Below are 24,382 nucleotides of genomic sequence, written 5' to 3'. Positions count from 1 at the left end.
ACCGCGAGCCCGTCAGGCTCATGCGGAAGGCGACTCCGCGTCGTCGACCGACATGTTGTATCGGCGCTCACCGGTCTGCTGCGTTGCGTCCCGGATCTCCCCGACCAACTGCTCCACCACGTCCTCAAAGAAGAGGATGCCCGTGGTGGCGCCGGCCTGGTCCAGCACTCGCGCCACATGGGAGCCCGTGCGCTGCATGGTGGCCAGGGCGTCCTCCACCTCAACGTCCGCGTCGAGGTTCGCCAGCGAACGCAGGCGAATGACGGGAATGGGCGCCTCCGCCCGCTCCTCCGGGATGGTCATGACGTCCTTGAGGTGCAGGTAGCCGGCCAACTCGCCGTCCGGCTCCGTCATGACGAAGCGGGAAAAGCCCGTGCGCCCCACGGCACGCTCAAACTCATCAGGCGTGGTGTCCACATCCAGCGTGACCACCTGACCCATCGGCACTGCGATGTCACCCACCGTGCGCTCGGTGAACTCGAACGCGCTGGTCAGCAGCCCCGCATCGTCCTCCAGCAGGCCCTCCCTGCGGGATTCCTCGACGATGGATTGGACCTCGTCGATGGTGTACGTGGAGGTCACCTCATCCTTGGGCTCGAGCCCCAGGGCACGCACGGCGTGGTTGGCAATCCAGTTCAGGACAAAAACAATCGGCTTCACGAAGCGGGCAATCCACACGAGCGGCGTGGCCAAGGCCATGACCGCCTTGTCCGCGATGGAGACGGAGATGTTCTTGGGAACCATCTCGCCCAGCGTCACGTGGAGGAAGGTGACGATCAGCAGAGCCACGATGAACGCCACCGGATCCGCCACCGCTGTCGGCACGTGCAACGCCTCCAACGGAGCCGCAAACAGGTGGTGAATGGCGGGCTCCGCCACGTTCAGGATCAGCAGCGAGCAGACCGTGATGCCCAGCTGACACACGGCAAGCATGACGGAGACGTGCTCCATCGCCAGCAGCGCGGTCTTGGCGCGCTTATTGCCGGCCAGGACCTTGGGCTCAATCTGCGAGCGCCGGGCGGACATGACGGCGAACTCCGCCGCAACAAAGAAGGCGTTGGCGAACAGGAGCACCACAAGCCAGAAGATTCCCCACCAGTCGTTCATGCGGAGGCTCCCTTCTCATTGCGTCCCGGCTCTGCCTGGGCCTGCGCGGTGGGCGTGAACTGCAGCCGGTCCACGCGCTTTCCGTCCATCCTGGAGACCTTCAGCGTGCCGCCGTGGGCTGGCACCTCATCCCCCAGGACGGGAACCCGGCCAAGCGAGGCCATCACATACCCACCCAGCGTCTCGTATGAGGACTCATCATCCACCTTGAGGCCCGGAATCTGATCCGTCACCTCATCCGGACGCAGCAGCCCCGGCAGGTACCAGCGGCCATCCGCGGTCTGCAGCGCGCCGGGCTGGGTGCGATCGTGCTCATCCGTCACGTCTCCCACGATCTCTTCCACCAGGTCCTCGAGCGTGACGATGCCGGCGGTGCCGCCGTATTCATCCAGCACGACGGCGAGTTGCAAGTTGGCCTCGCGAAGCTCACCGATGAGGTCATCCAGGTGCACCGTCTCCGGGACCTGGGAAATCTCGCTCATGATGTTGGCCGCGACCAGTTCGCTGCGGCGATCGCGCGGGACGGAGACGGCCTTCTTGACGTGCGCGACTCCCAGAACGTCGTCCGAGGAGTCCCCGATGACGGGAAAGCGCGAGTATCCGGTGCGACGTGCCGTCTCGATGACCAGCGGAAGCGGGTCATTCACGTGCACTGCCTGCATGCGGATGCGCGGCGTCATGACGTCAGAGGCCGTGCGCTCAGAGAAGTGCAGGGTGCGCGAGAGGAAGCGTGCGGTGCCCTGATCCACCGTGCCGAGCAGGGCGGAGCGATTGATGAGGCTGGTGAGCTCTTCCGGGGTGCGCGCACCGGAGATCTCCTCCTTGGCCTCCAAACCGAAGCGGTGCAAGATCCAGTTGGCAAAGCCGTTGAGCACCACGACGGCGGGCTTGAACACCGCAGAGAACATGAGCTGCGGGCGCGCCAGGATGCGGCCAAGGCGGAACGGGTCCGCGATGGCCAGGTTCTTGGGGATGAGCTCACCCAGCACCATGGAGAGCAGCGTGGCAAGGACCATCGCCACGACCAAGGAGATGGGCTGGCTGACAGGCCCGAGCCCCAGGCTCTCCAGCGGCGCGCGCAGCAGGGCGCCGAGGCTCGGCTCGATGACGTAGCCGGTGAGCAAGGTGGTGAGCGTAATGCCCAGTTGCACGGCGGAGAGTTGTGTTGACAGGGTGCGCAGGCACCGCAGCAGCGGCTCGGCCTTGCGGTCCCCGTTGTCCACAGCGCGTTTCACGCTGGGCACGTCCAGGGCTACAAGTGAAAACTCGACGGCAACAAAGAAGGCCGTTCCGAGGATCAGGACCAGTCCTACGAGCAGGAGAAGCCATTCCATCAGAGCACCACCTCGCGGCGGAGGGTGCTCGAGGACCCTAGCGGGTCAGTCCACAAGCCCGGACTGGAAGGCTCCGATCGCTGGGGATCGGGTTGGCAGATTCGCTGGGCGCCGGCACGTCGCGTAAAGGCGGCGGGCCGGCACTGAGAGTGAGAGTGCATAGTGAGTTAAGTCTACGGCTTGACGCCCCAGAGACCAGCGCAGAGTGGCGTTTACAACACCCCTTGCACCTGTGACAGGCCGGCTGAGCGGCCCTTGCAGCCCGCGGCGCAAAACTTCTACAGGCGGTCGAAGTGAGCGGTAGGTGAGAATCGCCGCAGAGATTGGGCGCGGAAGCGTAATCGTGGCTAGAGTGGGACGCGAATGTGGCCGGATCTGGTGAGGTTCGCTGACACGTTCATGACGCATAGCCACCCTGTGAAACGAGGCGTATTCACCGTGCCAGAACTGTCGAACGACCGCTTAAAAGAGGAGTTCGGAGGGAACGAGTGGCTCGTCGAGGAGCTGTACCAGCAGTACCTCGCGGATAAGAACTCGGTGGATCCCAAGTGGTGGAGCGTGTTTGAGGACCTGGCGCAGGGCGCCAGCACCCCCGCACCCGCCGCAAAGGAAACCCCTACGCAGCCCGCCCCCGCAGCTCCCCCGGCACCGGCAGCGGCACCCGCCCCCGCGGCGTCGAACACCACGGCTAGCTCGCCCGCCGCACCCAAGGCCCCGGCCCAGCCGGTAGCAGCGGCCAGCCGCCCCAGCTCACAGGCAACGCCCGCCGAGGCCGCAACCCCGGCAGCCGGCGCAGCACAGCCCGCCCGCGCAGCGCAGTCGCCGTCCGTGCGCCCCTCGGACGTGAAGGCCAAGCCGGTCCCCGCGGATCCGCAGAAGGCCGCAGCAGCCGCCGCCTCCGACGTGGAGGCCGTGCAGGTGCTCAAGGGCCCGGCCAAGGCCATCGCCAAGAACATGGAGATGTCGCTTGAGGTCCCCACGGCAACCACCGTGCGCGCCGTCCCGGCCAAGCTGCTCATTGACAACCGCATTGTCATCAACAACCACCTGCGCCGCGCCCGCGGCGGCAAGATCTCGTTCACGCACCTGATCGGCTTTGCCGTGATCCGTGCCATCAAGCTCTTCCCGTCCATGAACGTGAGCTACGACGTCCGCGACGGCAAGCCCGTCGCCGTCCAGCACCCGCACGTGAACTTTGGCATTGCCATCGACATCCCCAAGCCGGACGGCACACGCTCCCTGGTGGTGCCGAACCTGAAGGCCGCGGAGCAGATGGACTTCGCGACCTACTGGCACACCTACGAGGCGCTGATTGGTCGCGGTCGCAACAACAAGCTCACCGCGGATGACTACGCAGGCACCACCGTCTCCCTGACCAACCCCGGCGGCATCGGCACCGTGCACTCCGTGCCGCGCCTGTCCAAGGGCCAGGCCGCCATCATCGGCGTCGGCGCACTGGATGTGCCCGCCGAGTACCGCGGCTCCTCAGACAAGGTGATCGCCAACAACGGCATCGGCAAGATCATCACCCTGACCTCCACCTACGATCACCGCGTGATCCAGGGCGCCGGCTCCGGCGAGTTCCTGAAGACCGTGGAGTCGCTGCTGCTCGGCGAAGAGTTCTGGGACGAGATCTTTGAGGCCCTGCGCATTCCTTACGAGCCCGTTCGCTGGGCCAAGGACAACCAGGTTGATACCGATCTGCAGATCAACAAGGTTGCGCGCATCCAGCAGCTCATCCACGCCTACCGCGAGCGTGGCCACCTCATGGCGGACACGAACCCGCTGGTTTACGTGCAGCGTCGCCACCCCGACCTTGACGTGCAGACCTACGGGCTCACGCTCTGGGACCTGGACCGTTCCTGGGTCACCGGCGGCTTTGGCGGCAAGGATCGCCTGCCCCTGCGTGACATTCTTGGGGTGCTGCGCAACGCCTACTGCCGCACCACCGGCATTGAGTACATGCACATCCAGGACCCGGAGCAGCGCCTCTGGTTCCAGGAGCGCCTGGAACACGGCTACACCAAGCCCAGCCGCGAAGAGCAGCTGCGCATCCTCGGCAAGCTCAACCAGGCCGAGGCCTTTGAGACGTTCCTGCAGACCAAGTTCATTGGCCAGAAGCGCTTCTCCCTTGAGGGCGGCGAGTCGCTGCTGCCGCTGCTGGACACCATCATCTCCGGTGCCGCAGACGCGGGCATGGACGAGGCCGCGATTGGCATGAGCCACCGCGGGCGCCTCAACGTCCTGACCAACATTGCCGGCAAGACCTATGCTCAGGTCTTCCGCGAGTTTGAGGGCATCCAGGACCCGGCAGGCGTCCAAGGCTCCGGCGACGTGAAGTACCACCTGGGCACAGAGGGGTCCTTCACCTCAGAGGCAGGGAACACCACCAAGGTGTACCTGGCAGCCAACCCCTCCCACCTCGAGGCCGTTGACCCGGTCCTTGAGGGAATTGTGCGCGCCAAGCAGGACTTGATTGATCGTGGCGACGAGGGCTACTCGGTGCTGCCGATCCTGGTCCACGGCGACGCCGCGTTCGCGGGCCAGGGTGTGGTCCCCGAGACGCTGAACCTGTCCCAGCTGCGCGGGTACAAGACCGGTGGCACCATCCACGTGGTGGTCAACAACCAGGTCGGCTTCACCACCCCGCCCTCCGCCGGACGCTCCTCGGTGTACTCCACCGACGTGTCCAAGTTCATTCAGGCGCCGGTCTTCCACGTCAACGGGGATGACCCCGAGGCAGTGGTGCAGGCCGCCACCTTGGCGTTCGAGTACCGCCAGGCCTTCAACGGCGACGTGGTCATTGACCTGATCTGCTACCGCCGCCGCGGTCACAACGAGGGAGACGATCCCTCGATGACCCAGCCCATGATGTACAACCTCATCGAGGCCAAGCGCTCCACCCGCAAGCTGTACACCGAGGCCCTCGTGGGCCGCGGCGACATCACGCAGGAAGAGGCTGACCAGGTCGTCAAGGACTACCAGGCCCGCCTGGAGAGCGTGTTTGTGCAGACGCACGCCGCGCAGACCTCCCCCATCCCCACGGTGGAGGACGGCCAGTCCGTCAACGCACTTGACAAGCCCCGCGCCCAGGCCGAGGACGGCGCTGATACCGATGCGCGCGGCGTAGAGACCGCCATCTCGGCGGAGCTGCTCGCCGCCGTTGGCCAGGCCCACGCGGACGTTCCGCAGGGCTTCACGGTGCACCCCAAGCTCAAGGCGCTCTTGGAGAAGCGCGCCAAGATGTCCACCGAGGGTGGCATCGACTGGGGCTTTGCCGAGTTGGCCGCCTACGCCTCGCTCTCTCACGAGGGCGTGCCCGTGCGCATCACCGGACAGGACGCGCGTCGCGGCACCTTTGTGCAGCGCCACGCCGTGTTCCACGACCGCCTCAACGGCGACGAGTGGACCCCGATCCGCCAGATCAGCGACGACCAGGCCAAGTTCCTGATCTATGATTCCCCGCTCTCTGAGTTCGCGGTCATGGGCTTCGAGTACGGCTACTCCGTGGAGCGCACGGACGCGTTGGTGCTCTGGGAGGCCCAGTTCGGCGACTTTGCCGACGGCGCGCAGACCATCATCGACGAGTTCATCTCCTCCGGTGAGCAGAAGTGGGGTCAGCGTTCCTCGCTGGTTCTGCTGCTGCCGCACGGCTACGAGGGCCAGGGCCCGGATCACTCCTCCGCCCGCCTGGAGCGCTACCTGCAGATGTGTGCAGAAGAGAACATGCGCGTCATTAACCCGACCAATGGCGCCAACTACTTCCACGCTCTGCGCCGCCAGGCCTACCTGCGCCCGCGCAAGCCGCTGATCGTCATGACGCCCAAGCAGTTGCTGCGCCTGAAGGCAGCAGCCCAGCCGGTGGAGGCGTTCACGCAGGGCAAGTGGCAGCCGGTCATCGGCGACGCCGCAGTGCCCAGTGGCGACGCCGTGGAGCGCGTGCTCTTGGTGTCCGGTCGCCTCTACTACGACCTGCTCGCCGAGCAGGAATCCCGTGGGGACGGCAAGACCGCCATTGTCCGCGTCGAGCAGCTCTACCCGCTGCCCGCAGAGGAGATTGCGGCCGAGCTGGCCAAGTACCCCAACGCCGATGTGCGCTGGGTGCAGGACGAGCCGGAGAACCAGGGACCGTGGCCGTTCATGGCCCTGAACCTGCTGCCCACGCTGGAGCGCAAGGTCACCGTGCACTCCCGCCGGGCCCTCGCCGCCACGTCCACGGGCTCCCACAAGCGTCACGACGCGGAGCTCAAGGCACTCGTAGAGAGCGCCTTCTCGGCCTGATGTAGAGGTCATCCCGCGGGGGTGGGGCACGCACAGCGTGCCCCACCCCCGCGGCGTTATCCGCGCTTGCCCAGCCACACGGCGTCGGGCACTGTGTCAGTAGCGTCCCGCCACCTTGCCTGCGGCGCGCGATTGCTCCCAAGATCCGCGGTACATATGCAATACAGTGGGGCCGTTCCCACACGAAAGGACTTCCCGCGTGGACACCCGCTCCCTGCGTCTGGTCGCCATTGGCGACGAACTTCTGGCCGGTCACGGTGATCCGCGCGCGCTCGGCTGGTTTGGCCGCGTCCTCTCGAAGACCCCCCAGGATTCTCTGGACCTCTCCCCCTATGTGCTGGCCAACCCCCACGAGACCACCGAGGTACTCGCGGACAGGTGGCTCGGCGAGGCACAGCGCCGCTTTGACCTGGAGGGGGACAACCGCCTGGTCGTGGCCCTGTCCGGCGCAGACGAACGCGCAGGCCTCTCCACGGCCCGTTCGCGCCTGAACCTGGCCAACATCCTTGATGCGGCCACGCAGCTGAGCCTGAACGCCTTTGTGGTGGGCCCGCCGCCCACCCTTGACGCGGATCGCAACCGCCGCCTGGCCCAGCTCAGCACCGCCTTTGGCGACGTGACCACCCGCCGCAACCACTTCTACGTGGACACCTTCACGCCGCTGGAGGCCCACGAGCAGTGGCGCTCCGACCTGGCGGCCCACAACGGCATCCCCGGTCAGCAGGGGCACGGGCTCATGGCCTGGCTGGTGCTGCACCGCGGCTGGTACCCGTGGATCGGCGTGGCGGATCCCAACGCGGGCACCGTCTAGCCTGCAGTCCGTCTTTTACCCGGTCACGAGCCTGCGCGTTCGTGACCCGTCCAGGACTCCCGCCCCGGCGTGAGAGAATGGATCAAGAATTCGCCGCTTTGTCGGTGAGTGTCCGCGTCGAGAAGTGAGGAGTCAGTCATGAGCAAGCGCGCACGCAAGCGCCGCAGCCGCAAGCACGGCGGCGCAAACCACGGCAAGCGTCCCAACGCCTGATCCTGCTGGTTGAGCTAAACAGCAAGAGGCCGGTCATCCTTCCCCCTGAGGGAAAGATGACCGGCCTCTTGCTGTGTGCGGCGACCGCGCCGTGCTCGGCTCGGTGCGCCGAGCGAACCGCGCCGCGCCGCGCACTCCAGGCGTTAGTGCGAGCTGCCCTGATGGCTTGAGCCCTCAACGCGGATCTCGTCGATGCGCACCATGATGCGACTCTTCAGGTCCTGCGGCGCCGTCTCGCTGCAGCTGCGGCGCACGACCGAGCGAATGATGCACTCCAGGTCATACTGGGCGCTGCACTCCTCGCAGGTACTGAGGTGTTCTTGCACGGTCTGCAGGTCGGAGCGGCTCAGCGCGCCGTCCAGGTACTCGTAGATGCGTTCCAAGCGCGTGTCGGTGCAATCACCGAGCTTGAGGCAGTCCTCGTTCATTTTTCCTGCTCCTTCGCTCGGGCGCTCTTGTCCGCGGTGCGTGCGCGGGCGTTGACGTCAACGCCACGCTCCGCCGCGTACTCGGAGAGCATCCCTCGCAGTTGCTTTCGGCCACGGTGCAAGCGAGACATCACGGTGCCAATGGGGACACCGAGGATCTCCGCGGCTTCCTTGTACGGGAAGCCCTCCACGTCCACGAAGTAGACGGCGAGTCGGAACTCCTCCGGGATGGACTGCAGGGCGCGCTTCACGTCAGAGTCGGGAAGGTGATCCAGCGCTTGGGCCTCGGCGGAGCGCAGTGCGGGTTCCTGGTGTCCCAGGGCGCCGCCCAACTGCCAATCCTCCACCTGCTCGGTGCTGGAACGCTTGGGCTCGCGCTGACGCTTGCGGTACAGGTTGATGTACGTGTTGGTCAGGATGCGGTACAGCCAGGCCTTCAGGTTGGTGCCGGGGGTGTACTGGTGGAAGGAAGCGTAGGCCTTGGCGAACGCTTCCTGCACCAGATCCTCGGCGTCTGAGGGCTGACGGGCCATGCGCAATGCGGCCGAATACAGCTGGTCCACATACTGCATGGCGTCCCGCTCAAATCGAGCGCGGCGCTGATCTTCGGTCTCGGTGGACAGGTCCACGACGGACTCGTCGGTGCTATTGGTCGTCATCGAGCGCCAGTCTACTTGTCTGCGCTCCAGCGTGGCCGTTGGCATCCGTGCCCCTTTCTCTCGCTTGCACCCACGTCAACGAGTCGGGGCGGCGCCCTATTCCCGGGCGGCGTCTGCGCGGGTCTTCGAGCCATGGCGCGGATCGTGGGAGGATGGCACTGACATCCGTTCCCTGCACCACAGGGAAGGCTCAATCTTTTGGAGGAAGCATGTCTCTCGTTCGTGCACTGGCCCGTCCGATGCTCGCCGCGCCGTTTGTTTTGGGCGGCATCTCCCGCTTGCGTGCCCCCGAGGCCACGGCCTCGCAGCTGCGCCCGGTCCTGAACCGCGCGTCCCGCTCGCTGCCCCAGCTCAGCTCGCTGGCTGACCGCCCGGAACTGCTGGCCCGCGTCCTTGGTGGCGTGCAGATTGGTGCCGGCGCTCTGCTGGCCCTCGGCAAGGCACCGCGCCTCTCCTCGACCCTGATCGTGGCCTCACAGGCCCTCACGATCGCCGCCGACACGCAGTCGGAGGACTCCGGCAACAAGGTCGCCACGCTGGCCACGCAGGTCGGCCTGACCGGCGGCGCGCTGCTGGCTGCCGTTGACACGGCGGGCAAGCCCTCCCTGGCCTGGCGCGCACATGATGCCGGCCGCCGTGGCAAGCGCGTCGTCAAGCGCGAGGCCCGTGCCGCAAAGAAGGCCCTGGCCTGAGTCGATGACGTCCGTGAGTTCCGTCCCGCTTGATCCCTGGCCGGCGCCCGTCTCCCCCGGGCCGCTGAACGCCACCGTGAACCTTCCGGGTTCAAAGTCGCTCACTAACCGTCACCTGGTGTTGGCCGCCCTCGCGGGCGCGCCAAGCCAGGTGGTGGCACCGCTGGATTCTCGCGATACGCGCCTCATGGTGCGGGCGCTGGAGCAGCTGGGCGCACGGATCAAGCAAGGGACGGACTCGGACGGCGTCCCGGTGTGGACCGTCACGCCGTTCACCCTGCCCGACGCCGCTGGGTCGCCTCTGGCGGCCGGGTCGCCTGGTGAGGGTTCGGTTCAAGGTGTGGGTTCGCCCGCGCCCGTAGAGATCGATTGCGGCTTGGCCGGCACCGTCATGCGTTTTGTGCCTGCCGTCGCCGCCCTGACGCAGCGTCCGGTGCGCCTTGACGGGGACCCAGCCGCTCGGCGTCGGCCCATGGGCCCCGTCATCCAGGCCCTCAAGGCGCTCGGCGTCGAGGTTCACGGCGGCGAGGACGGCCACCTGCCGTTCACCGTGACCGGCTCCGCTGCCGTGCGCGGGGGGCGCATCGAGGTGGATGCGAGCGGCTCAAGCCAGTTCGTCTCCGCGCTGCTCTTGGCGGGTTCCCGCTTCCCGGAGGGCATCCACGTGCGCCACACTGGCGCCGTGTTGCCCTCCCCCCAGCACATTGAGATGACCATGGTCACGCTGCGTGGCGCCGGCCTGCGCGCCAGCACCGACCCCGATGGGTTGGGGTGGCGCGTGGAGCCCGGCGTGCCCTCCCCCGGGGATGTCACGGTGGAACCGGATCTGTCCAATGCCGGGCCTTTCCTTGGCGCAGCGCTGGTGTGTGGCGGCACGGTTCGGGTTCCGCGTTGGCCAGCCAAGACCACCCAAATCGGCGCCCTCTGGACGCAGCTGCTGCCCCGCATGGGCGCGCAGGTGCACCTCACCCAGGACGGCACGCTTGAGGTGACCGGCACCGGCCACCTCACCGCGGTGGACGCCGCGGACACGGGCGAGCTGGCACCCACGCTCGCGGCGCTCTGTGCGCTTGCTCAAGGAACCAGCCGCCTGACCGGCCTTGCGCACCTGCGCGGGCACGAGACGGACCGCCTCGCGGCGCTCGTGACTGAGCTGGGGCGGGTCAACGTCGCCGCCCGCGAGCTGCCGGACGGGCTGGAAATCTCCCCAGAGCCTGGCGCCGCCCACGGCGCCGTCTGGGAGAGCTACGAGGATCACCGCATTGCCACGGCCGGCGCCCTGATGGGCCTGGCAGTGCCGGGCGTGCAGGTCGTTGACGTGGCGACCACCGCTAAGACCTTGCCCGGCTTTGTCGGGATGTGGGAGGGCATGCTGGCCTCCCACGCCGGCGCGGCCCAGCCCGCGGGTGTCCCCGCGTGAGCCAGCGCGAGTGGGACGAATCAGATGTCCGGGTTCGCCCCAATAAGAAGGGCTCACGCCCGCGAACCAAGGATCGCCCCAAGCATGATGACGCCGTGCGCGGCCGGGTGATCGGGGTTGATCGCGGCCGCTACACCGCGGTCGTGAACGAGGCCCAGCCGGACGAGCACACGGTGATGGCCATGCGCGCTCGCGAGCTGCGCCGCCAGCCCATCGTGCCGGGCGACCTGGTCAGCCTGGTGGGAGACACCAGCGGCGGCCCGGACGCGCTGGCACGGCTGGTACGCATCGAGGAGCGCACCACCCTGTTGCGCCGCAGCGCGGATGACACCGACCCCGTGGAGCGCGTGGTGGTCGCCAACGTGGACCAGGTGGTCATCGTCGTGGCCGCTGCGGATCCCGAGCCGCGCCCCGGCTTCATTGACCGCACCATGGTGGCGGCACATGATGCCGGGATTGAGCCCGTCCTGGTCATCACCAAGGCGGATCTGCGCGAACCGGTGGACCTGGTGTCCACGTACCGGCCGCTTGGCATGGAGGTGATCGTCTCCCGCTCAAGCACTGGCGGCAACGACGCGCATGGCTCGTTGCTGGTGGACTTGGAGGCGCTGGCGGAGCTGCGCCGCGTGCTCAATGGGCGCATCAGCACCACGCTGGGGCACTCCGGCGTGGGCAAGTCCACGCTCGTCAACGCGCTCACCGGTTCCCAGCGCGCCACCGGCCACGTGAATGAGGTGACGGGCCGCGGTAGGCACACCTCGTCGTCGGCCATTGCCTTGCGCATGCTGGATTCAGAACCGGGCACCTGGATCATCGACACCCCTGGGGTGCGCTCCTTTGGGCTGGCCCACGTGGACCCGCAGGCCGTGGTGGACGCGTTTGAGGACCTGGTGCCGGCCACTGCCCAGTGCTCCCGCGGGTGCACACACGCCGTGGACGCCGCCGGCTGCGCCCTGGACGCCTGGGTGGCGGACGGTCACGCCGGACCGCACGGCGCGGACCGCCTAGCCTCGATGCGACGCCTGCTGGCCTCCCGCTCCGACGCCGTAGAGGACGTCAAAGAACTGGGCGACGGCGGCGCCTGAGTAAGCTGGAGGCCATGACGCGCCTCTCCGACGACCTCCACCTGGCCCACCTCATGGCAGAGGCCGTGGATGAGCTCACGCTCTCCCGCTTCCGGGCCGCGGATCTGCAGGTGGAGACCAAGCCGGATCTGACCCCAGTGACGGACGCAGACAAGCGCGCTGAGGAGTCCATCCGCGGGCATCTCTCCCGCGCCAGGCCGCGCGATGCGGTGTACGGCGAGGAGTTTGGCTCCACCGGCTCCGGGGATCGGCACTGGGTCATCGATCCCATCGATGGCACCAAGAACTTTGTGCGCGGGGTCCCCGTGTGGGCCACGCTCATTGGCCTGGTGGAGGACGGCGAGGTGGTGGTGGGCATGGTGTCCGCGCCCGCGCTGAATCGGCGCTGGTGGGCGGCCAAGGGCGGCGGCTCCTACACCGGCCGCTCGCTCTCGCAGGCCCGCCGGCTGCAGGTCTCCCGCGTGTCCAAGCTGTCCGACGCCTCCCTCTCTTACTCCTCCCTGACCGGTTGGCGAGAGCGCGGATGGATGGACGGCATGTTGGACCTGCAACAGAAGCTGTGGCGTTCGCGCGCCTACGGCGATTTCTGGTCCTACGCCATGGTTGCTGAGGGCGCCGTGGATTTGGCCGCCGAGCCGGAGCTGAACCTCTACGACATGGCGGCGCTGGTGCCCATCGTGACCGAGGCCGGCGGGCGGTTTACGTCCCTGCAGGGCGAGGACGGGCCGTTCGGCGGCAACGCGATCGCAAGTAACTCGCTGCTGCACGAGCAGGCGCTTGACGCGCTGGGCACCCTGGGATCCCAGCGCACCCCGACGCCGCTTCCCGGTGCCGGCTCGGGTGCCTAGCCACTCCTGGTCGCGCTGGACCCGCTGGCAGCGCTATGCCGCCGTGCTCGTGGGCGCCTTCCTTGGGACGCTGGGCCGCTACGGCCTTGGCCTTCTGGTGGACGGCGGCTCGGGGACTACGGCCGGGCTCAGTGCGGGCGAATGGATCACCGCCGGGGTCAATACCGCCGGCGCCCTGGCTCTGGGCGTGCTGTCGGGATGGTGGGCCGTGGGGCGTGGTCCGGGCTCGCGGCGGGCTTGGGTCCGGGCTGGCCTTGGCCCCGGATTCCTTGGCGCGTTCACGACCTTCTCCGCGCTGGCCCTCACGCTGGTGCATCCCTTCCGGCCGCTGGAGGTGCTGGCCCAGGTGGTGGTGGGCGTGGGCGTGGCCTGGATTGGCTTGATGTGGGGCCGGCGCTTCGCACCGCGGGGTGAGACCGCATGAACGGGCTCTGGCTAGCGGTGGCCGTGGGCGGCGCCGGTGCCCTTGGCGCGCTGGGGCGTGTCCTGCTCGACGACGCGTGGACGGCTTGGCGGGCCCGGCGCGCCGACGCTCCTGATGCGCCTGCCGCCCGAGGTGCTCGTGCGGGGCGTGCAGGGCGTGCGGCGGGGCCCGCGGCCGGGCGTGCTGCCGGATGGCCGTGGGCGCTGCTGGTTGTCAACGTGGTTGGCGCCTTTGTCTTGGGCCTCGCCTGGGGGCTGCACCTGAGCCACCCGGACTGGGCGGCAGTGTTGGGAGCCGGATTCTGCGGCGGGCTCACGACGCTGTCCACGTGGGCGGTGGCGATCGCCGGTGCCGTGCGTGAGCGCCGCTGGGGCACCGCCATGAGCGTGTTCTTGTCCCATCTCCTCCTTGGCGGACTCGCTGCGTGGGCCGGCCTCGCGCTGGGCGCCTAAGCCGAGACAGGCCAGGCGACCAAGCGTCGTCGGGCACAGGACCTCCCCTCCGCCGGCCGTCGGCGCTCACCGCCTCCCCCGCGTCCGCCGCCTCTCCCCCCTGTCCGCCGCCTCCCTGTCCGCCGCCGTCGGACAAGCGGGACTATCGCTCCCAAGCACCCTTCACGCCCGCTCCTCGTCGATAGGCCCGCTTCGACCTCTCGCTCGACGCTGCCTGCGAGCCTTCCACACGCCGCCCGCCGGCTCTTGCACGAAAAGCCGGTGCGCACCCACGTCATGAAAGACGCGAGCGCGCACCGGATGACCCACACGGCGGAAGGCGGGCTACAAAAAGGTCGCCAAGCCCGTGCCGTGCCTCAGCGTTCCTTGGCCTCGGCCTTCTTCCGCTGAGGAACGTAGCTCTCCCAGAACGTGGCTCCCTTGATGTTCAACGGAGTCGGATTAAAGACAGGGTCCAAGCCTTGCTTCTTTTGGGCCTCGTAGTCACGCAAGGCCTTGAGCGCCGGCTGTTGCAAGATGAGAATCCCGATGATGTTCAACCAAGCCATGAGCCCCACGCCGATGTCACCCATGGTCCACGCGTCGGTCGCCGTGTTCACGCACCCGTAGGCCACCGCAACCAGAATCAGTGCCTGCAGCGCCACCGTCATGACGCGTCCGATGCTGGTCCGGATGCCGGGGATGATCTTCGCGGAGGTCTTGCCCAGGAGGAAACGGAGGTTCGTCTCTGCCATGTAGTAGTAAGCGATGATCGTGGTCAGGCAGAAGAAGAACAGCGTGATCGCGATGAACGCGGCGCCGATCCCGGGGAATTCGGAGTCGAAGCCGGCCTGCACATATTGCGGGCCGACGACCGCTGTCGCGGACAGGAGACCGCCTTCCACGAGCACCTCGCCGTCCTCGGTCCCACCGGAGAACACTCGATAAGCACCAGTTGAGATGATCAAGAATCCGGTAGCAGAGCAAACGAAGAGGGTGTCCACGTACACGGCGAAGGCCTGGACTAGGCCCTGCTTGGCCGGGTGCGACACCTCGGCTGCAGCCGCCGAGTGAGGGCCGGTACCCTGCCCCGCCTCGTTCGAGTAGACGCCGCGCTTGACGCCCCACATCACGGCCAGGCCCACAACGGCACCCAGTGCAGAATTCAAACCGAAGGCGCTTCCGAACACCAGGGCAATAGTGGAAGGCAACTCAGAAGCATTGAGGATGACAATGACCAGTGCCGCAAGGATGTAGGCAATCGCCATGAACGGCACCACGACCGAGGCCACAACAGCAATGCGCTTGACGCCACCGATGATCACGAAGGCCAGAACAATGACCGTACCGACGGCCACGGCCCAGGCAGGCACCGTCCAGGCGCCGTCGATCGCGGTGGCCAACGAGTTTGCCTGCACGCCCGGCATCAGCACGCCGCAGGCCAGGACGGTGACGGCCGCAAAGACGTAGCCGTACACCTTGAAGAACGGCGCACCCTTGGTGTGAGCCAGTGCACGGGAGAGATAGTAGGCCGGACCACCGCGGTACTCGCCTGACAGCGAGTCCCGGGTCTTGTACATCTGGCCCAAGGTGGACTCGATGAAGGAGGTGGAGGCACCCAAGAAGGCGACAGTCCACATCCAGAACAGCGCGCCGGGGCCACCGAAGGCGATCGCAGTGGCGACGCCCGCAACATTGCCCGTGCCAACGCGGCCGGACAAGGACATGGCAAGCGCCTGGAAGGACGAGACGCCGTCAGGGGATTTCTCACCCCCAACAAGCAAGCGGAACATTTCCTTGACGTGCCGCAGCTGCAGGAATCGCGTGCGGACAGAGAAATAGATGCCGGTGCCTAGACAGAGATAGACCAGCCAGTCGCTCCAGATCACGCTGTTGATCGCGGTTAATGCATCGCTCATGGTGTCGGCCTCTTCCAAAGGAGTGTGAGTGGTGCGCGGTGGGCCCTCAGAAACAGTGCGCCTATGTGATGCGCGTCACCTTGCCCCCGGGAAGGACAGTACACGAACACGCGGCGCGTCCGACCAAGCGGGCATATCGCCCGGAAGCACCCCTCAAGGCCGCTCTTCGTCGATAAGGCCGCTTCCCCGCCCTGTCCGCCCTCACCCGACCCCGCGACCCCCGCGGCCCCGAGCCAACACGCCCCAGGACGCACGAAGGCCCCGGGATCCACTCAAACGAGCGGACCCCGGGGCCTTTGCACTACGGGATGTGGAGATGGGTGGCACTACTACAAGGAGCCATCCATGCGATTCCTCATCGCAGGCCAGCGTCGCGTGTGGTGTGAATCGGTTGCCGCCGACATCACGCGCCACTGCAACGTGCCCCACCACCTGGCACTCTCCTGGCCAGGCAACATACCGTTGGGCGCCACGATCTCGTCCTCATCCAGCACGAGGCCGGTGCCGAACTCGCCACCGCCGCACACGGACGTCTCGCCGAATGCGGCGCGGTCGTCAAAATCGACTAGGAGCACACCCGTGGCCGGCCCCCAGGACCGCCGCCGCGCCGCCTAACAGGTGTTGGCGCTTTGAATGCCAGACCACATTGCCCCAAAGACCATTCCGCCAGCGATCCCGAATGGGCCTCCAGGAATGCCCGAGACGGCTCCGCCACCGAGGCCCCAGAGCAAATTGCTCAGCGCACACCCCGAATCCGCAGTCGGTGCAACCAGAGCCGAAGATGAGCCCAGGGGATCCACCTCAACCGGCCGAGGATCATGGCGGCCATAAACCGGCATCTTCGTTACGTAGGCCTTAAAACTCTTACCGCCAGATGCAACCACATAACGCACGGTAATTCTCTGCTTTAGCTTGGAGTTGTAATCCGAGATGGCCGCTGTACCCATGCTTTTCCCGGCGGAGTTTCGGATCGTTAGCGTCCCGTTGGAGTTTTTCTTGGCCGTGGCGTTCTTCAACTTGTACAAGAAATATAGTTGCGATCCCTTCTTGTCTCGCACGGCAGACACCGCCACTGAAGGGCGGGCCGCGGCTGCGGCGACCTCCGCGTTTGGCGCCATGACCGGAGCCGCTGACGCGGGAGCAAGCGCGACACATTGAAGCGAGGCGGCCAGTAGGCCCGCGGTGGCCAATGCCGTCAGTTTGCGATTAATAGCGAACATTCTTTCCCCTTACTCAACGATCGGATCGACGCCGACCGGCTAGTCCTGCGCATACTCCACCTACAAGCGCCATGCCAGCGGCGAAAATTATGCCGCTCTGAATTGATTGTGCGTCGCCCAGTGCCTGACGGAGCAACAGGATGGCCAGGGCTACTGCGGCCCCGAACAAAACACCCCACACGGCTCTTTTCACTTGCCCTGTCATGCATACCCCTCTCGCTGTAACTAGTTTGATCTTAGCTTGCTAAACACGGTCAAGCGTCACAGCCAGATAACAATGCTCGGAGGCGCACGATGGCCGTCTCCGCATTCGAACTCGCCGCCCAAGCGTTCGAGAAGCCCGCCCCCAAATGGGACACCCCCGGCGCACTGGCCCGCCAACTCAACCCCAAAACCGTGCAAACCCCAGCACTCGACCTCATCGACGCGGCCCTAGTCCGGGCATTCAACACCCCCGACTCGCGGCTCATCATCAGCATGCCCCCACAGGAGGGCAAGAGCGTGCGCGCCGCAAACGACTTCCCCGTATGGGTGCTCACCCAAAACCCAGACTGCCGCATCGTCACCGCGTCCTACGCGCAGAACCTCGCCAACCGCAACGGCCGCGCCATCCGCAACCGCATCACCTCCAACCCCTCCCTGAACATCGCCATCGCCAACGACAACGGCTCAGTGTCCGAATGGACCCGCGCGGGCGGAATCCTCCACCGAGTCCGCTGGCTCGGCACCCTCGCCACCGTCGCCGCGATCTGCGTCCCAATCCTCTGCTCCGCCCCCTTCATCGGCGCCGCTGTGGAGACCGGGAACCCCGACAGATTGCAGACCGTGTACTCGTACGCCACCCACTCCCTCGCAGTCCTCTGGGTGGCCTACGCGACGGCCCGAGACCACACCGAAGACCCTGGCGGTGACCTATGACCCCCGACTCCCTACCCGTCATCCTCACCACCGCAGGCGTCATCGCCGCCGCCCTCCTGAGCTGGATGGGCGCACGCTTCAAGACCAAAGCCGACAAAGACACCACCAGCACCAAAACCCTCCTGGACGGGCTGCTCACCCGACTCCAAACCGTGGAAGAAAAAGTCACTTCCCTCGAGGCCAAGCTGAAGCGCGCCAACACCGAGCGCGACGAAGCCGTCCGGCAGGCCCGCGAAGCCGACGACACGCTCCGCGACCGCCAAGAGCTCATCGACGACCTGTACCAGTACAGCGCCGGACTGATCGTCTGGGGCTCACCAACAGCACCCGCCCCGCCGCCCGTGGCGACGTGGCGCATCCGCGCACACGCCGAGCTCTCCGACCACGCCGCCACCCTCCGACTGCAACAGGACAGGGGTACACCATGACCGCATGGCGCATGGCACTAGCGCTCGAGCAGCTGCTCGGGCAGATCCGCACCTACTACCCGACCAGGTCCACGGCCAGCGACGGAGGTAAGGGCGACAGCGCGCACGCGGCGCGGACCTCGGACCACAACCCCGACGCGTCCGGGGTGGTCCGCGCCCGCGATTTCACCCATGACCCGGGAGTGTTTGACGCGCACGCGTTCGCGGACCGGCTCGTGGCCGCCCGTGATCCCCGCGTGAAATACGTCATTAGCGCCGGGCGGATCAGCGTCGAAAACGGTGCCTGGACCCCGTACATGGGCGCCAATCCCCACCAAAAGCACGTCCACGTTTCCGTCATCTCCGGCGCCGCTGGTGACGATGAGAGGCCGTGGCCAGCCGTCCCCACGAAAGGACACACCATGCCCCACGCCGTATCGCCCTTCACGGGCCGCTACACCCAAAAGCACGGATCCGCCGGCGGGTACACCGGTCACGCCGGGATCGACGTCGCACCACCCTCCCCGGGGCAGACAGGCAAGCCGGTCAGGGCCATGTTCGCGGGCACCGTCGTGCGCACCGCACGCGGAGTCCGCCCCGGCAACCGCCGCTCCACGTGGGCGCCGGGCCGCACCGGCAACGGCGTGCTGATCCGCAACACCGACGGGGAAGCCCAGGGATACAACCACGTCACCCCGACCGTGCGAGCCGGGCAGAAGGTCACCGCCGGGCAGGTCATCGGCTACAACGACCGCAGCGGCAATCAGACCGCGCCGCACCTGCACTTTGAGACGTGGGCCGATTGGCGTAACGCATCCTCGCACTACGACCCAGCCCGCGCCTTCCGGCGCTTCGGCATCAGCGTGGGATCCGCGCCCGCAGGCGGCGGCGGCGGTGCGTCCAAGCCCGCCACCAAACCCAAGCCATCCAAGCCCAGCCCGGGCAAGAAGTGGCCCGACGCCAACCTGTCCGCCAAGGCCACGAAAGCCCAAATCGCGGATGCCTGGTATGCCCTCATGGCCGTCGCCGGATACCGGGACCGCTCCGCCACACAGCGCCGCCAGCGCTGGCTCAAAGCCCAAGGCACCTACAAGGGCGCCCTTGACGGCAAGTGGGGCCGCCTGACCACCAAGGCCCTACAGCAGACCCTCGCCAAGCGCGGCTACTACCACGGCGTCATCGACTCCGTGGCCGGGCCCATGTTGCGCGCCGCAGAGATCGCCTTCCTCAACAGCCAGCGCAAGACCAACCTCAAGTAAAGGACCACCATGTTCACCATTGCATTCCTCACGGGCGCCGCCGAGCGCGCCGCCAAGAGCTTCGCCCAGGCGCTGCTTGCCGTCGTCTCCGTCACCGGCCTCACCTTCGGAGACATCGACTGGCGAGTGTCCCTCTCCGCCGCGGGCCTCACCGCCCTCGCCTCCGTGCTGACCTCCATCGTCAACCCCACCTTCACGGCGGGCACGGACCAGGGGATCGGCATCGAGCAGATCGGCGACACCGGCACCGAGATCGAGGCCGAGGTCACCGAGCCTGACCCTGTCGAGGTAGCCCCGGCCGACGACGTCCCGGCCAAGCACCCCGCCTAACGCAAAGCGCCCCACCTTTCACCGGGTGGGGCGCTTTCTGTCGTTTCGGGTCAGCGTGCGAGCTCACCCTTGAGCACGTAGGCAACATAGGCACTGCCTGGGTCTCCCTCATGGAGTTCCCAACCACTGCTCTCGAACAAGCTTCTTGCCGCTTCATTCTGAGGATGAACGCTGGCGTAGATGGCCATGGACACATGTCCCCGCTGTCGTGCGACGGCGCCTGCGCGACGGATCGCGTCATTCAGCAGTACACGACCATGTCCGAGACTCTGGAAGTTCTGATCGACACCGATCCACAGCAGATGAGCCAGCATGGTATCCGGTTTGACCGCTACCCATTCGATCTTGGCTTCTGTCTCGAAGAATGACGCGGCCCCGGGTAAGTACCCGTATGCCTCTCCCAGGCGCAGATGCCACGGCTCATGATAGGGCGGCAGCATGTCGCGCAGTGAGCCCTGAACCTCAGCGGCAGGGTACCCAGGGACATCCACCACATCTGGCGAGTGCTTGACTCGCTTCTTCAGATATCTGCGCCCTTCTTCGGCGCACGTGAACCCTTGCAGCTGTTCACGGTGACGCGCCTCTGCATCAACCCACGCTAGATCCATGGTTGTGGACTAGAAGGTGAACGAGGGCTTCATCCGCTCGATCTTCTCGATGAGGCTAGGGGTCAGAACTTGCTTGCGACGCTCCCTGATCACGCGTGCGATCTCCGCATCGTGTGCGGGAACAACGAATCGCCCGTCCTGTTCAACGGTGGAGGTGGTCTTGGGGACAACTTCAAGCTTCGCCATGGTTTGCCTCCTTCGCGGCCTATCCTCTGAGCCGGCCCTTCGCTCGTCCCGCCACCTTGGGCGGTACTGTCCTGTACCAGCCAGTGCCGTCTGGTACTTGCGTGTACTTCTCCCAACTTACACGGCTTCCACTTATTTCAATAAGCCAGGACGCACAGATCACACTAGTCACAGGAAAAATCTGGTGATTCGGCTGGATCCTAAGAAAAAACGCGGAACTGTGCCAGCGCGCACGGCCTGACATCGCCCCCGTCCCAGCCCTTCCCGGGTGGGGCGGTTTCGTGCGTCCCGGGGGCCGTCCTAGCGCGGCGCTTGCCTACGCCCCCCACCGGATCGGCGTCACCAAACCCTGCCCCGGAAGCTCCACGGCCCCGTTGATCAGATCAGCAAGGCGGGCCAAGCGATCAAGACCGGCGCGCTGGTACACCTGGACGGTCCCTAGGTCCGCATGCCCACCGAAACGCCTCTGCTCCGCACCCGTCGCCCCGCCCAACCCACCGCCGTCAGTGCCGTCTTGCGCAGATCGTGGAACACCCGGTCATCTGAGGGCGCTCAGCCCCCGCCTGCGCCACGTTGTGCGCGTCCCGCGCCGCGTTGAAGCGCTTCCGCAGCGTGTTGGGGTGGAACCAACGCGTCCCGCGCCGCACAGCCGGGAACAGCAACCCATCATCACCCCTCCCGGCCCAGTGCAACAGGGGGGCAAGCACGACCGGAACCAGCGCCGCAGGCACAGGCACGTCGAGCGTGCCCGCATGCGATTTGGGCGCTTCTTCCCTCAGTCCACCCTTGGACTGCACCTGTCGCTCAATACGCAAGAACGTCGCCTCATTCTCCCCATCGCGCACCGACGGGGCCGTCCAGAGATCACGGCGCCGCAACCCGAGCACCTCACCAATGCGCACTCCACACCACGCGGCCAGCAATACAGACAGGCGCTCCCCTTGCGGCATTCGGCCCGCCAGGTCCGCCACCTCCTCAGGCGTCGCCACCTCACGGTGCGGCGCCCACACTGGCTTACCCCGGCCCGGCGCAGTAATCCGGCACGGGTTCTCGTCGACGCTCGCCCGATGGCCGGCCGGAAGCGGCCATGCCGTTCCCGCGGCGTACGCGAACATCTGAGAGAGGGCGGCCAGCGACTCCCGTGCCGACCCCGGCTTGCCTTCCGCCGCGATCTTGTCGTGCCGCTCGCGCACCATGGAAGCTGTCACGTCGCGCACAGCCACAGCCGCGAAACGTTCCTGGCTCCTCGAGTCCCAGCGCGACCGCATCGAATACAGCGACCCTCCTTAAGGCCGCGTCGGCGCCCCCATTCCATCCAGTCCGCTTAGAGGCCCGCCACCGTGTATGCGTCTGGCGTAGCCGAGGCGGCGGCCCGCGCCGCTTCCTGCCGGGCGGCTTTGCGCGCATCAGTCGGTGGCACGAAGGTGTTGGAAGCGAGCTTTCCCCGCGCAATAGCTGGAGCAATCTCTGCGTCTGGGACTGAGTAATAGTCGCCCAGCTCAACTTGGCGCCCCTTAAAATTAGCACGCGGCCAGTAACGGTCCCTGCGCCCGGTGTTACGCCGCGGGGGCAGTTTGGCCTCTCTTGCAATGGTGCTCTCCTACGTGATCCGAGGGCCATGAAACCGCGGCCCTACATTGGCCCTAATTTTCTGGGGTGCCGTGTCCTTCTACGTCCACTTGGGACCGTAGCGGCGCCCCCTGACTATCCGCAGGATTCCGGGGTAGAACAGCGAAAGGCCCCGGGATCCACTCAAACGAGCGGACCCCGGGGCCTTTGCACTACGGGATGTGGAGATGGGGGGAATTGAAAGGCCCATCTACCCCTATTTTGTACCAAATCGGTCCGCAAAAACCGAGAAAGTGTCTGGAATTGCCTTGGTACAAACCGGACCCGTATCTGACCTGTGTTGGCGAGGCCAACAAGTTCGGGGGCGATTTTCAGGGCTCGGGACGGCCTGTCCATGGGGGGCTCTGAGGTCCTCCCGGCCCTGGCAAACTGACACCCCCACGGGCCATACTGTTCGAACACGTATTCGAACGAAGGGGTTAGATTGAAGGACTACATGGCAATGGCGATCCAACTGGGTGCCGACGGGTGCGCGACACTTTGGGGCGTCACTGCTGCCACTGCACGGGCGAAGCTTGAGGGCCGCCGCCCGGTCATGTTGACCGAGGCAGCGGCCCTCGTTGCCATGCTGGGACTTAGCCCCCGACTATGCGATTCGTGCCACCGACCTCTCCCAGAAGGCCTGGACTGATACACCCATGGCTTCCAGCATCTGCAAGAGTGTCGGCATTGGAATGTCGCGCTCGCCTGCGAAGTAACGGCGCACCGTTTTTTCGCTGACTTCCACGCGGCGGGCGATCTCCATGTAGGAGAGGTTGTTCGCCGCTCGTTCGATACGGAGCTGCTCTAGCGCGGCTTGTTGCAGCGCTGCTGTTCTCTGGTCCATACGGTCCATGTTAGCACCATTTTGGTCCGCAAAGTGACACCCTTGGCACGATATCCGGGTTGACACCGGACCATATGGGCCGTAAAGTGGAACGCATGGACCACATCAACACCAAGCAGATCTCCGACAAGGTTGCCTCTGCTATCGCCCGCAATGACCGCTCCCTCGCCTCCGTTGCCGAAGCCGTCGGCATCCCCAAGACCACGTTCAACCGGAAGATCAACGGCCGCACCGACTTCTACATGGGCGAACTGATCGCCATCGCTGTGGCCCTGGGTGTCGGCCTAGATGAGTTCGTTCCCGACAACGTGCCGATGCACGTGAGGGCGGCCGCCTGACATGCCGCGCTTCCTGACCCCTGAGCAGGCGGCGCGTGAACTGGGCATCCCCAAGACCACAATCAAGCGGCTCGCCCGGATCACCGGAATCTGCACCCGCCTCGAACGCAACCGGATCGCCTTCGACGAGGGCAACCTTGACGCCATGAACAGCTGGATCAAAGAGCAGCAAGCCAAGCCAGCAGAACCGTCACCCGGCGAAGAGATCGACTACTTCTAACCCCACCGCACTCCCCCGACCTTACGGTCGCCGGGCATTGTGCACCCAAAAACACCCCACCCCACCGCTCAGAGGTTCGCCACTGACGCAGACACCAGGGCCATCAGTCGTGCCCTGGGGAGAGCAGGAGACATGACTACTACCGACTATGAGAGGCGGATCGCTCAGGCTAACCCGGGCCTCCGCAAGGGCAAGGTGCAGCGCCTCGCCAACCGCATTGCCAAGCGTGCCGCCTCGGGGATCGCTGCTGAGCGGGCGCGCATCCAGGAGATGGGCGAGTCCGCATGGTTTGAGAACCAGCTGCGGATCCTCGGCATCCACGCTGACACCACCGCCCGTGATGCTGTGGCGATCGTGGAGGCCGGAGCATGAGCGGCTACGGCAGGGCGGCGCAGCGGATCGAGGATCTGGCCGAGTCGGTTGAGGCGGACGAGGTGGCCCAGCGTGCTGCCGGTGATGTGGAGGCGGCGGAGTTTTCTGCCCACTACGCTGCCGCGCTGCGTCAGGCGCTCGCCATCATCGAGGACGCGAGGGCCCACGCATGAGCGCCTTCCGTGTCTGCGTCGACTGCGCCCGTCCGATGCGTCGTAAGGGAACCCGTGTGGCTGAGTTCCCGGGGACGGTTGCGCCTCACGGGCGCGGAATCTGTACGACGTGCTACTGGCGTGAGGCGCACCCGGACAGCACCACCAAAGCGCAACGGGCAGGCGCCGAGTCTGTCACCCTCGCCGGTCGCGGCGCACCTCACACGGACGAACACAACGTTCTTGCCCTCTCTGATTTCCTCGC

At 66.4% G+C, this 24,382-nt stretch carries 27 protein-coding genes; 17 read left to right on the top strand and 10 right to left on the bottom strand.

Annotated elements, in window-relative coordinates; genetic code table 11:
* Window positions 1–18 precede the first annotated feature (18 nt).
* The gene (locus DWQ67_RS03000) at window positions 19–1,107 is read right to left on the bottom strand and encodes a hemolysin family protein (protein ID WP_121484076.1); all 1,089 of its coding nucleotides are present in this window, start codon (window positions 1,105–1,107) and stop codon (window positions 19–21) included.
* The gene (locus DWQ67_RS02995) at window positions 1,104–2,441 is read right to left on the bottom strand and encodes a hemolysin family protein (RefSeq protein ID WP_121484075.1); all 1,338 of its coding nucleotides are present in this window, start codon (window positions 2,439–2,441) and stop codon (window positions 1,104–1,106) included. Before DWQ67_RS02995 ends, DWQ67_RS03000 begins: the two co-directional genes overlap by 4 nt.
* 438 nt (window positions 2,442–2,879) lie before the next feature.
* Here DWQ67_RS02995 and DWQ67_RS02990 point away from each other — a divergent pair, with 438 nt between their 5' ends.
* The 3 genes from DWQ67_RS02990 to DWQ67_RS14310 all read left to right on the top strand — a co-directional run bounded on the left by DWQ67_RS02990 (window position 2,880) and on the right by DWQ67_RS14310 (window position 7,746).
* Window positions 2,880–6,722, top strand: a complete 3,843-nt coding sequence (locus DWQ67_RS02990; protein WP_121484074.1) for a multifunctional oxoglutarate decarboxylase/oxoglutarate dehydrogenase thiamine pyrophosphate-binding subunit/dihydrolipoyllysine-residue succinyltransferase subunit — start codon at window positions 2,880–2,882, stop codon at window positions 6,720–6,722.
* Between the two features lie 199 nt (window positions 6,723–6,921).
* Complete coding sequence (locus DWQ67_RS02985) at window positions 6,922–7,533, top strand: GDSL-type esterase/lipase family protein (RefSeq protein ID WP_121484073.1); 612 nt, start codon at window positions 6,922–6,924, stop codon at window positions 7,531–7,533.
* A 138-nt stretch (window positions 7,534–7,671) separates the two neighbouring features.
* Window positions 7,672–7,746 (top strand): 50S ribosomal protein bL37, encoded by a 75-nt coding sequence (locus DWQ67_RS14310; RefSeq protein ID WP_121484249.1) that lies wholly within the window; start codon window positions 7,672–7,674, stop codon window positions 7,744–7,746.
* Between the two features lie 143 nt (window positions 7,747–7,889).
* Here the strand turns inward: DWQ67_RS14310 and rsrA are convergent, their stop codons facing one another.
* Entirely contained in the window at window positions 7,890–8,174 is a 285-nt protein-coding gene (rsrA, locus tag DWQ67_RS02975; RefSeq protein WP_121484072.1) for a mycothiol system anti-sigma-R factor, read from the bottom strand.
* Window positions 8,171–8,833, bottom strand: coding sequence for a sigma-70 family RNA polymerase sigma factor (locus tag DWQ67_RS02970; RefSeq protein WP_233555875.1), 663 nt, complete (start codon window positions 8,831–8,833; stop codon window positions 8,171–8,173). Before DWQ67_RS02970 ends, rsrA begins: the two co-directional genes overlap by 4 nt.
* Window positions 8,834–9,042: 209 nt before the next feature.
* Here DWQ67_RS02970 and DWQ67_RS02965 point away from each other — a divergent pair, with 209 nt between their 5' ends.
* Genes DWQ67_RS02965 through DWQ67_RS02940 form a run of 6 tightly spaced genes read left to right on the top strand, consistent with a single transcriptional unit; the run spans window position 9,043 to window position 13,754 of the window.
* Window positions 9,043–9,525, top strand: coding sequence for a DoxX family protein (locus DWQ67_RS02965; protein WP_121484070.1), 483 nt, complete (start codon window positions 9,043–9,045; stop codon window positions 9,523–9,525).
* Window positions 9,526–9,529: 4 nt separating this feature from the next.
* Window positions 9,530–10,945, top strand: coding sequence for a 3-phosphoshikimate 1-carboxyvinyltransferase (aroA, locus tag DWQ67_RS02960; RefSeq protein WP_121484069.1), 1,416 nt, complete (start codon window positions 9,530–9,532; stop codon window positions 10,943–10,945).
* A complete protein-coding gene (gene rsgA / locus DWQ67_RS02955) occupies window positions 10,942–12,030 on the top strand; it encodes a ribosome small subunit-dependent GTPase A (protein ID WP_121484068.1) in 1,089 nt (362 codons plus the stop codon). The genes aroA and rsgA overlap by 4 nt, the downstream gene beginning before the upstream one ends.
* A 14-nt stretch (window positions 12,031–12,044) precedes the next feature.
* Window positions 12,045–12,878, top strand: a complete 834-nt coding sequence (gene hisN, locus DWQ67_RS02950; RefSeq protein WP_121484067.1) for a histidinol-phosphatase — start codon at window positions 12,045–12,047, stop codon at window positions 12,876–12,878.
* Window positions 12,871–13,302: a fluoride efflux transporter FluC gene (locus DWQ67_RS02945; RefSeq protein WP_158595348.1), complete on the top strand. Its 432-nt coding sequence runs from the start codon at window positions 12,871–12,873 to the stop codon at window positions 13,300–13,302. Before hisN ends, DWQ67_RS02945 begins: the two co-directional genes overlap by 8 nt.
* Window positions 13,299–13,754 (top strand): fluoride efflux transporter FluC, encoded by a 456-nt coding sequence (locus tag DWQ67_RS02940; protein WP_121484065.1) that lies wholly within the window; start codon window positions 13,299–13,301, stop codon window positions 13,752–13,754. Before DWQ67_RS02945 ends, DWQ67_RS02940 begins: the two co-directional genes overlap by 4 nt.
* Window positions 13,755–14,110: 356 nt before the next feature.
* Here the strand turns inward: DWQ67_RS02940 and DWQ67_RS02935 are convergent, their stop codons facing one another.
* The gene (locus DWQ67_RS02935; protein ID WP_121484064.1) at window positions 14,111–15,652 is read right to left on the bottom strand and encodes an alanine/glycine:cation symporter family protein; all 1,542 of its coding nucleotides are present in this window, start codon (window positions 15,650–15,652) and stop codon (window positions 14,111–14,113) included.
* A gap of 611 nt (window positions 15,653–16,263) precedes the next feature.
* Window positions 16,264–16,872, bottom strand: a complete 609-nt coding sequence (locus tag DWQ67_RS13580; RefSeq protein ID WP_147433598.1) for a hypothetical protein — start codon at window positions 16,870–16,872, stop codon at window positions 16,264–16,266.
* Window positions 16,873–17,166: 294 nt separating this feature from the next.
* Between DWQ67_RS13580 and DWQ67_RS02920 the strand changes: the two genes are divergently transcribed.
* Genes DWQ67_RS02920 through DWQ67_RS02905 form a run of 4 tightly spaced genes read left to right on the top strand, consistent with a single transcriptional unit; the run spans window position 17,167 to window position 19,786 of the window.
* Window positions 17,167–17,790: a hypothetical protein gene (locus tag DWQ67_RS02920; protein ID WP_121484061.1), complete on the top strand. Its 624-nt coding sequence runs from the start codon at window positions 17,167–17,169 to the stop codon at window positions 17,788–17,790.
* Window positions 17,787–18,218 carry a hypothetical protein gene (locus DWQ67_RS02915; RefSeq protein ID WP_121484060.1) on the top strand — a complete coding sequence of 144 codons (432 nt, stop codon included), beginning with the start codon at window positions 17,787–17,789 and terminating at the stop codon, window positions 18,216–18,218. The genes DWQ67_RS02920 and DWQ67_RS02915 overlap by 4 nt, the downstream gene beginning before the upstream one ends.
* The gene (locus DWQ67_RS02910; RefSeq protein ID WP_121484059.1) at window positions 18,215–19,456 is read left to right on the top strand and encodes a peptidoglycan DD-metalloendopeptidase family protein; all 1,242 of its coding nucleotides are present in this window, start codon (window positions 18,215–18,217) and stop codon (window positions 19,454–19,456) included. Before DWQ67_RS02915 ends, DWQ67_RS02910 begins: the two co-directional genes overlap by 4 nt.
* Before the next feature lie 9 nt (window positions 19,457–19,465).
* On the top strand, window positions 19,466–19,786 hold the full coding sequence (locus DWQ67_RS02905) for a holin (protein WP_121484058.1): 321 nt from the start codon (window positions 19,466–19,468) through the stop codon (window positions 19,784–19,786).
* 50 nt (window positions 19,787–19,836) lie between these two features.
* Here DWQ67_RS02905 and DWQ67_RS02900 read toward each other — a convergent pair whose 3' ends face one another.
* The 4 genes from DWQ67_RS02900 to DWQ67_RS02890 all read right to left on the bottom strand — a co-directional run bounded on the left by DWQ67_RS02900 (window position 19,837) and on the right by DWQ67_RS02890 (window position 23,035).
* Window positions 19,837–20,394 (bottom strand): GNAT family N-acetyltransferase, encoded by a 558-nt coding sequence (locus DWQ67_RS02900; RefSeq protein ID WP_121484057.1) that lies wholly within the window; start codon window positions 20,392–20,394, stop codon window positions 19,837–19,839.
* A 9-nt stretch (window positions 20,395–20,403) separates the two neighbouring features.
* Window positions 20,404–20,580 carry a hypothetical protein gene (locus DWQ67_RS13720; RefSeq protein WP_158595347.1) on the bottom strand — a complete coding sequence of 59 codons (177 nt, stop codon included), beginning with the start codon at window positions 20,578–20,580 and terminating at the stop codon, window positions 20,404–20,406.
* Between the two features lie 503 nt (window positions 20,581–21,083).
* Window positions 21,084–21,803, bottom strand: coding sequence for a site-specific integrase (locus DWQ67_RS02895; protein WP_147433597.1), 720 nt, complete (start codon window positions 21,801–21,803; stop codon window positions 21,084–21,086).
* A gap of 992 nt (window positions 21,804–22,795) precedes the next feature.
* Window positions 22,796–23,035, bottom strand: a complete 240-nt coding sequence (locus DWQ67_RS02890; RefSeq protein WP_158595346.1) for a helix-turn-helix domain-containing protein — start codon at window positions 23,033–23,035, stop codon at window positions 22,796–22,798.
* A gap of 95 nt (window positions 23,036–23,130) precedes the next feature.
* Here DWQ67_RS02890 and DWQ67_RS02885 point away from each other — a divergent pair, with 95 nt between their 5' ends.
* The 4 genes from DWQ67_RS02885 (at window position 23,131) to DWQ67_RS13715 (ending at window position 24,138) form a co-directional block, all read left to right on the top strand.
* Window positions 23,131–23,373, top strand: a complete 243-nt coding sequence (locus tag DWQ67_RS02885) for a helix-turn-helix domain-containing protein (RefSeq protein WP_121484054.1) — start codon at window positions 23,131–23,133, stop codon at window positions 23,371–23,373.
* A gap of 1 nt (window position 23,374) precedes the next feature.
* Window positions 23,375–23,593 carry a MerR family transcriptional regulator gene (locus DWQ67_RS02880; protein ID WP_121484053.1) on the top strand — a complete coding sequence of 73 codons (219 nt, stop codon included), beginning with the start codon at window positions 23,375–23,377 and terminating at the stop codon, window positions 23,591–23,593.
* Window positions 23,594–23,725: 132 nt separating this feature from the next.
* The gene (locus tag DWQ67_RS02875) at window positions 23,726–23,965 is read left to right on the top strand and encodes a hypothetical protein (protein ID WP_121484052.1); all 240 of its coding nucleotides are present in this window, start codon (window positions 23,726–23,728) and stop codon (window positions 23,963–23,965) included.
* Entirely contained in the window at window positions 23,962–24,138 is a 177-nt protein-coding gene (locus DWQ67_RS13715) for a hypothetical protein (protein ID WP_158595345.1), read from the top strand. The genes DWQ67_RS02875 and DWQ67_RS13715 overlap by 4 nt, the downstream gene beginning before the upstream one ends.
* Window positions 24,139–24,382: the final 244 nt, after the last annotated feature.

Origin of the sequence: Galactobacter caseinivorans (genome assembly GCF_003640665.1) — a bacterium.
GTDB lineage: Bacteria > Actinomycetota > Actinomycetes > Actinomycetales > Micrococcaceae > Galactobacter > Galactobacter caseinivorans.
This window is presented reverse-complemented; position numbering and strand designations above follow the sequence as displayed.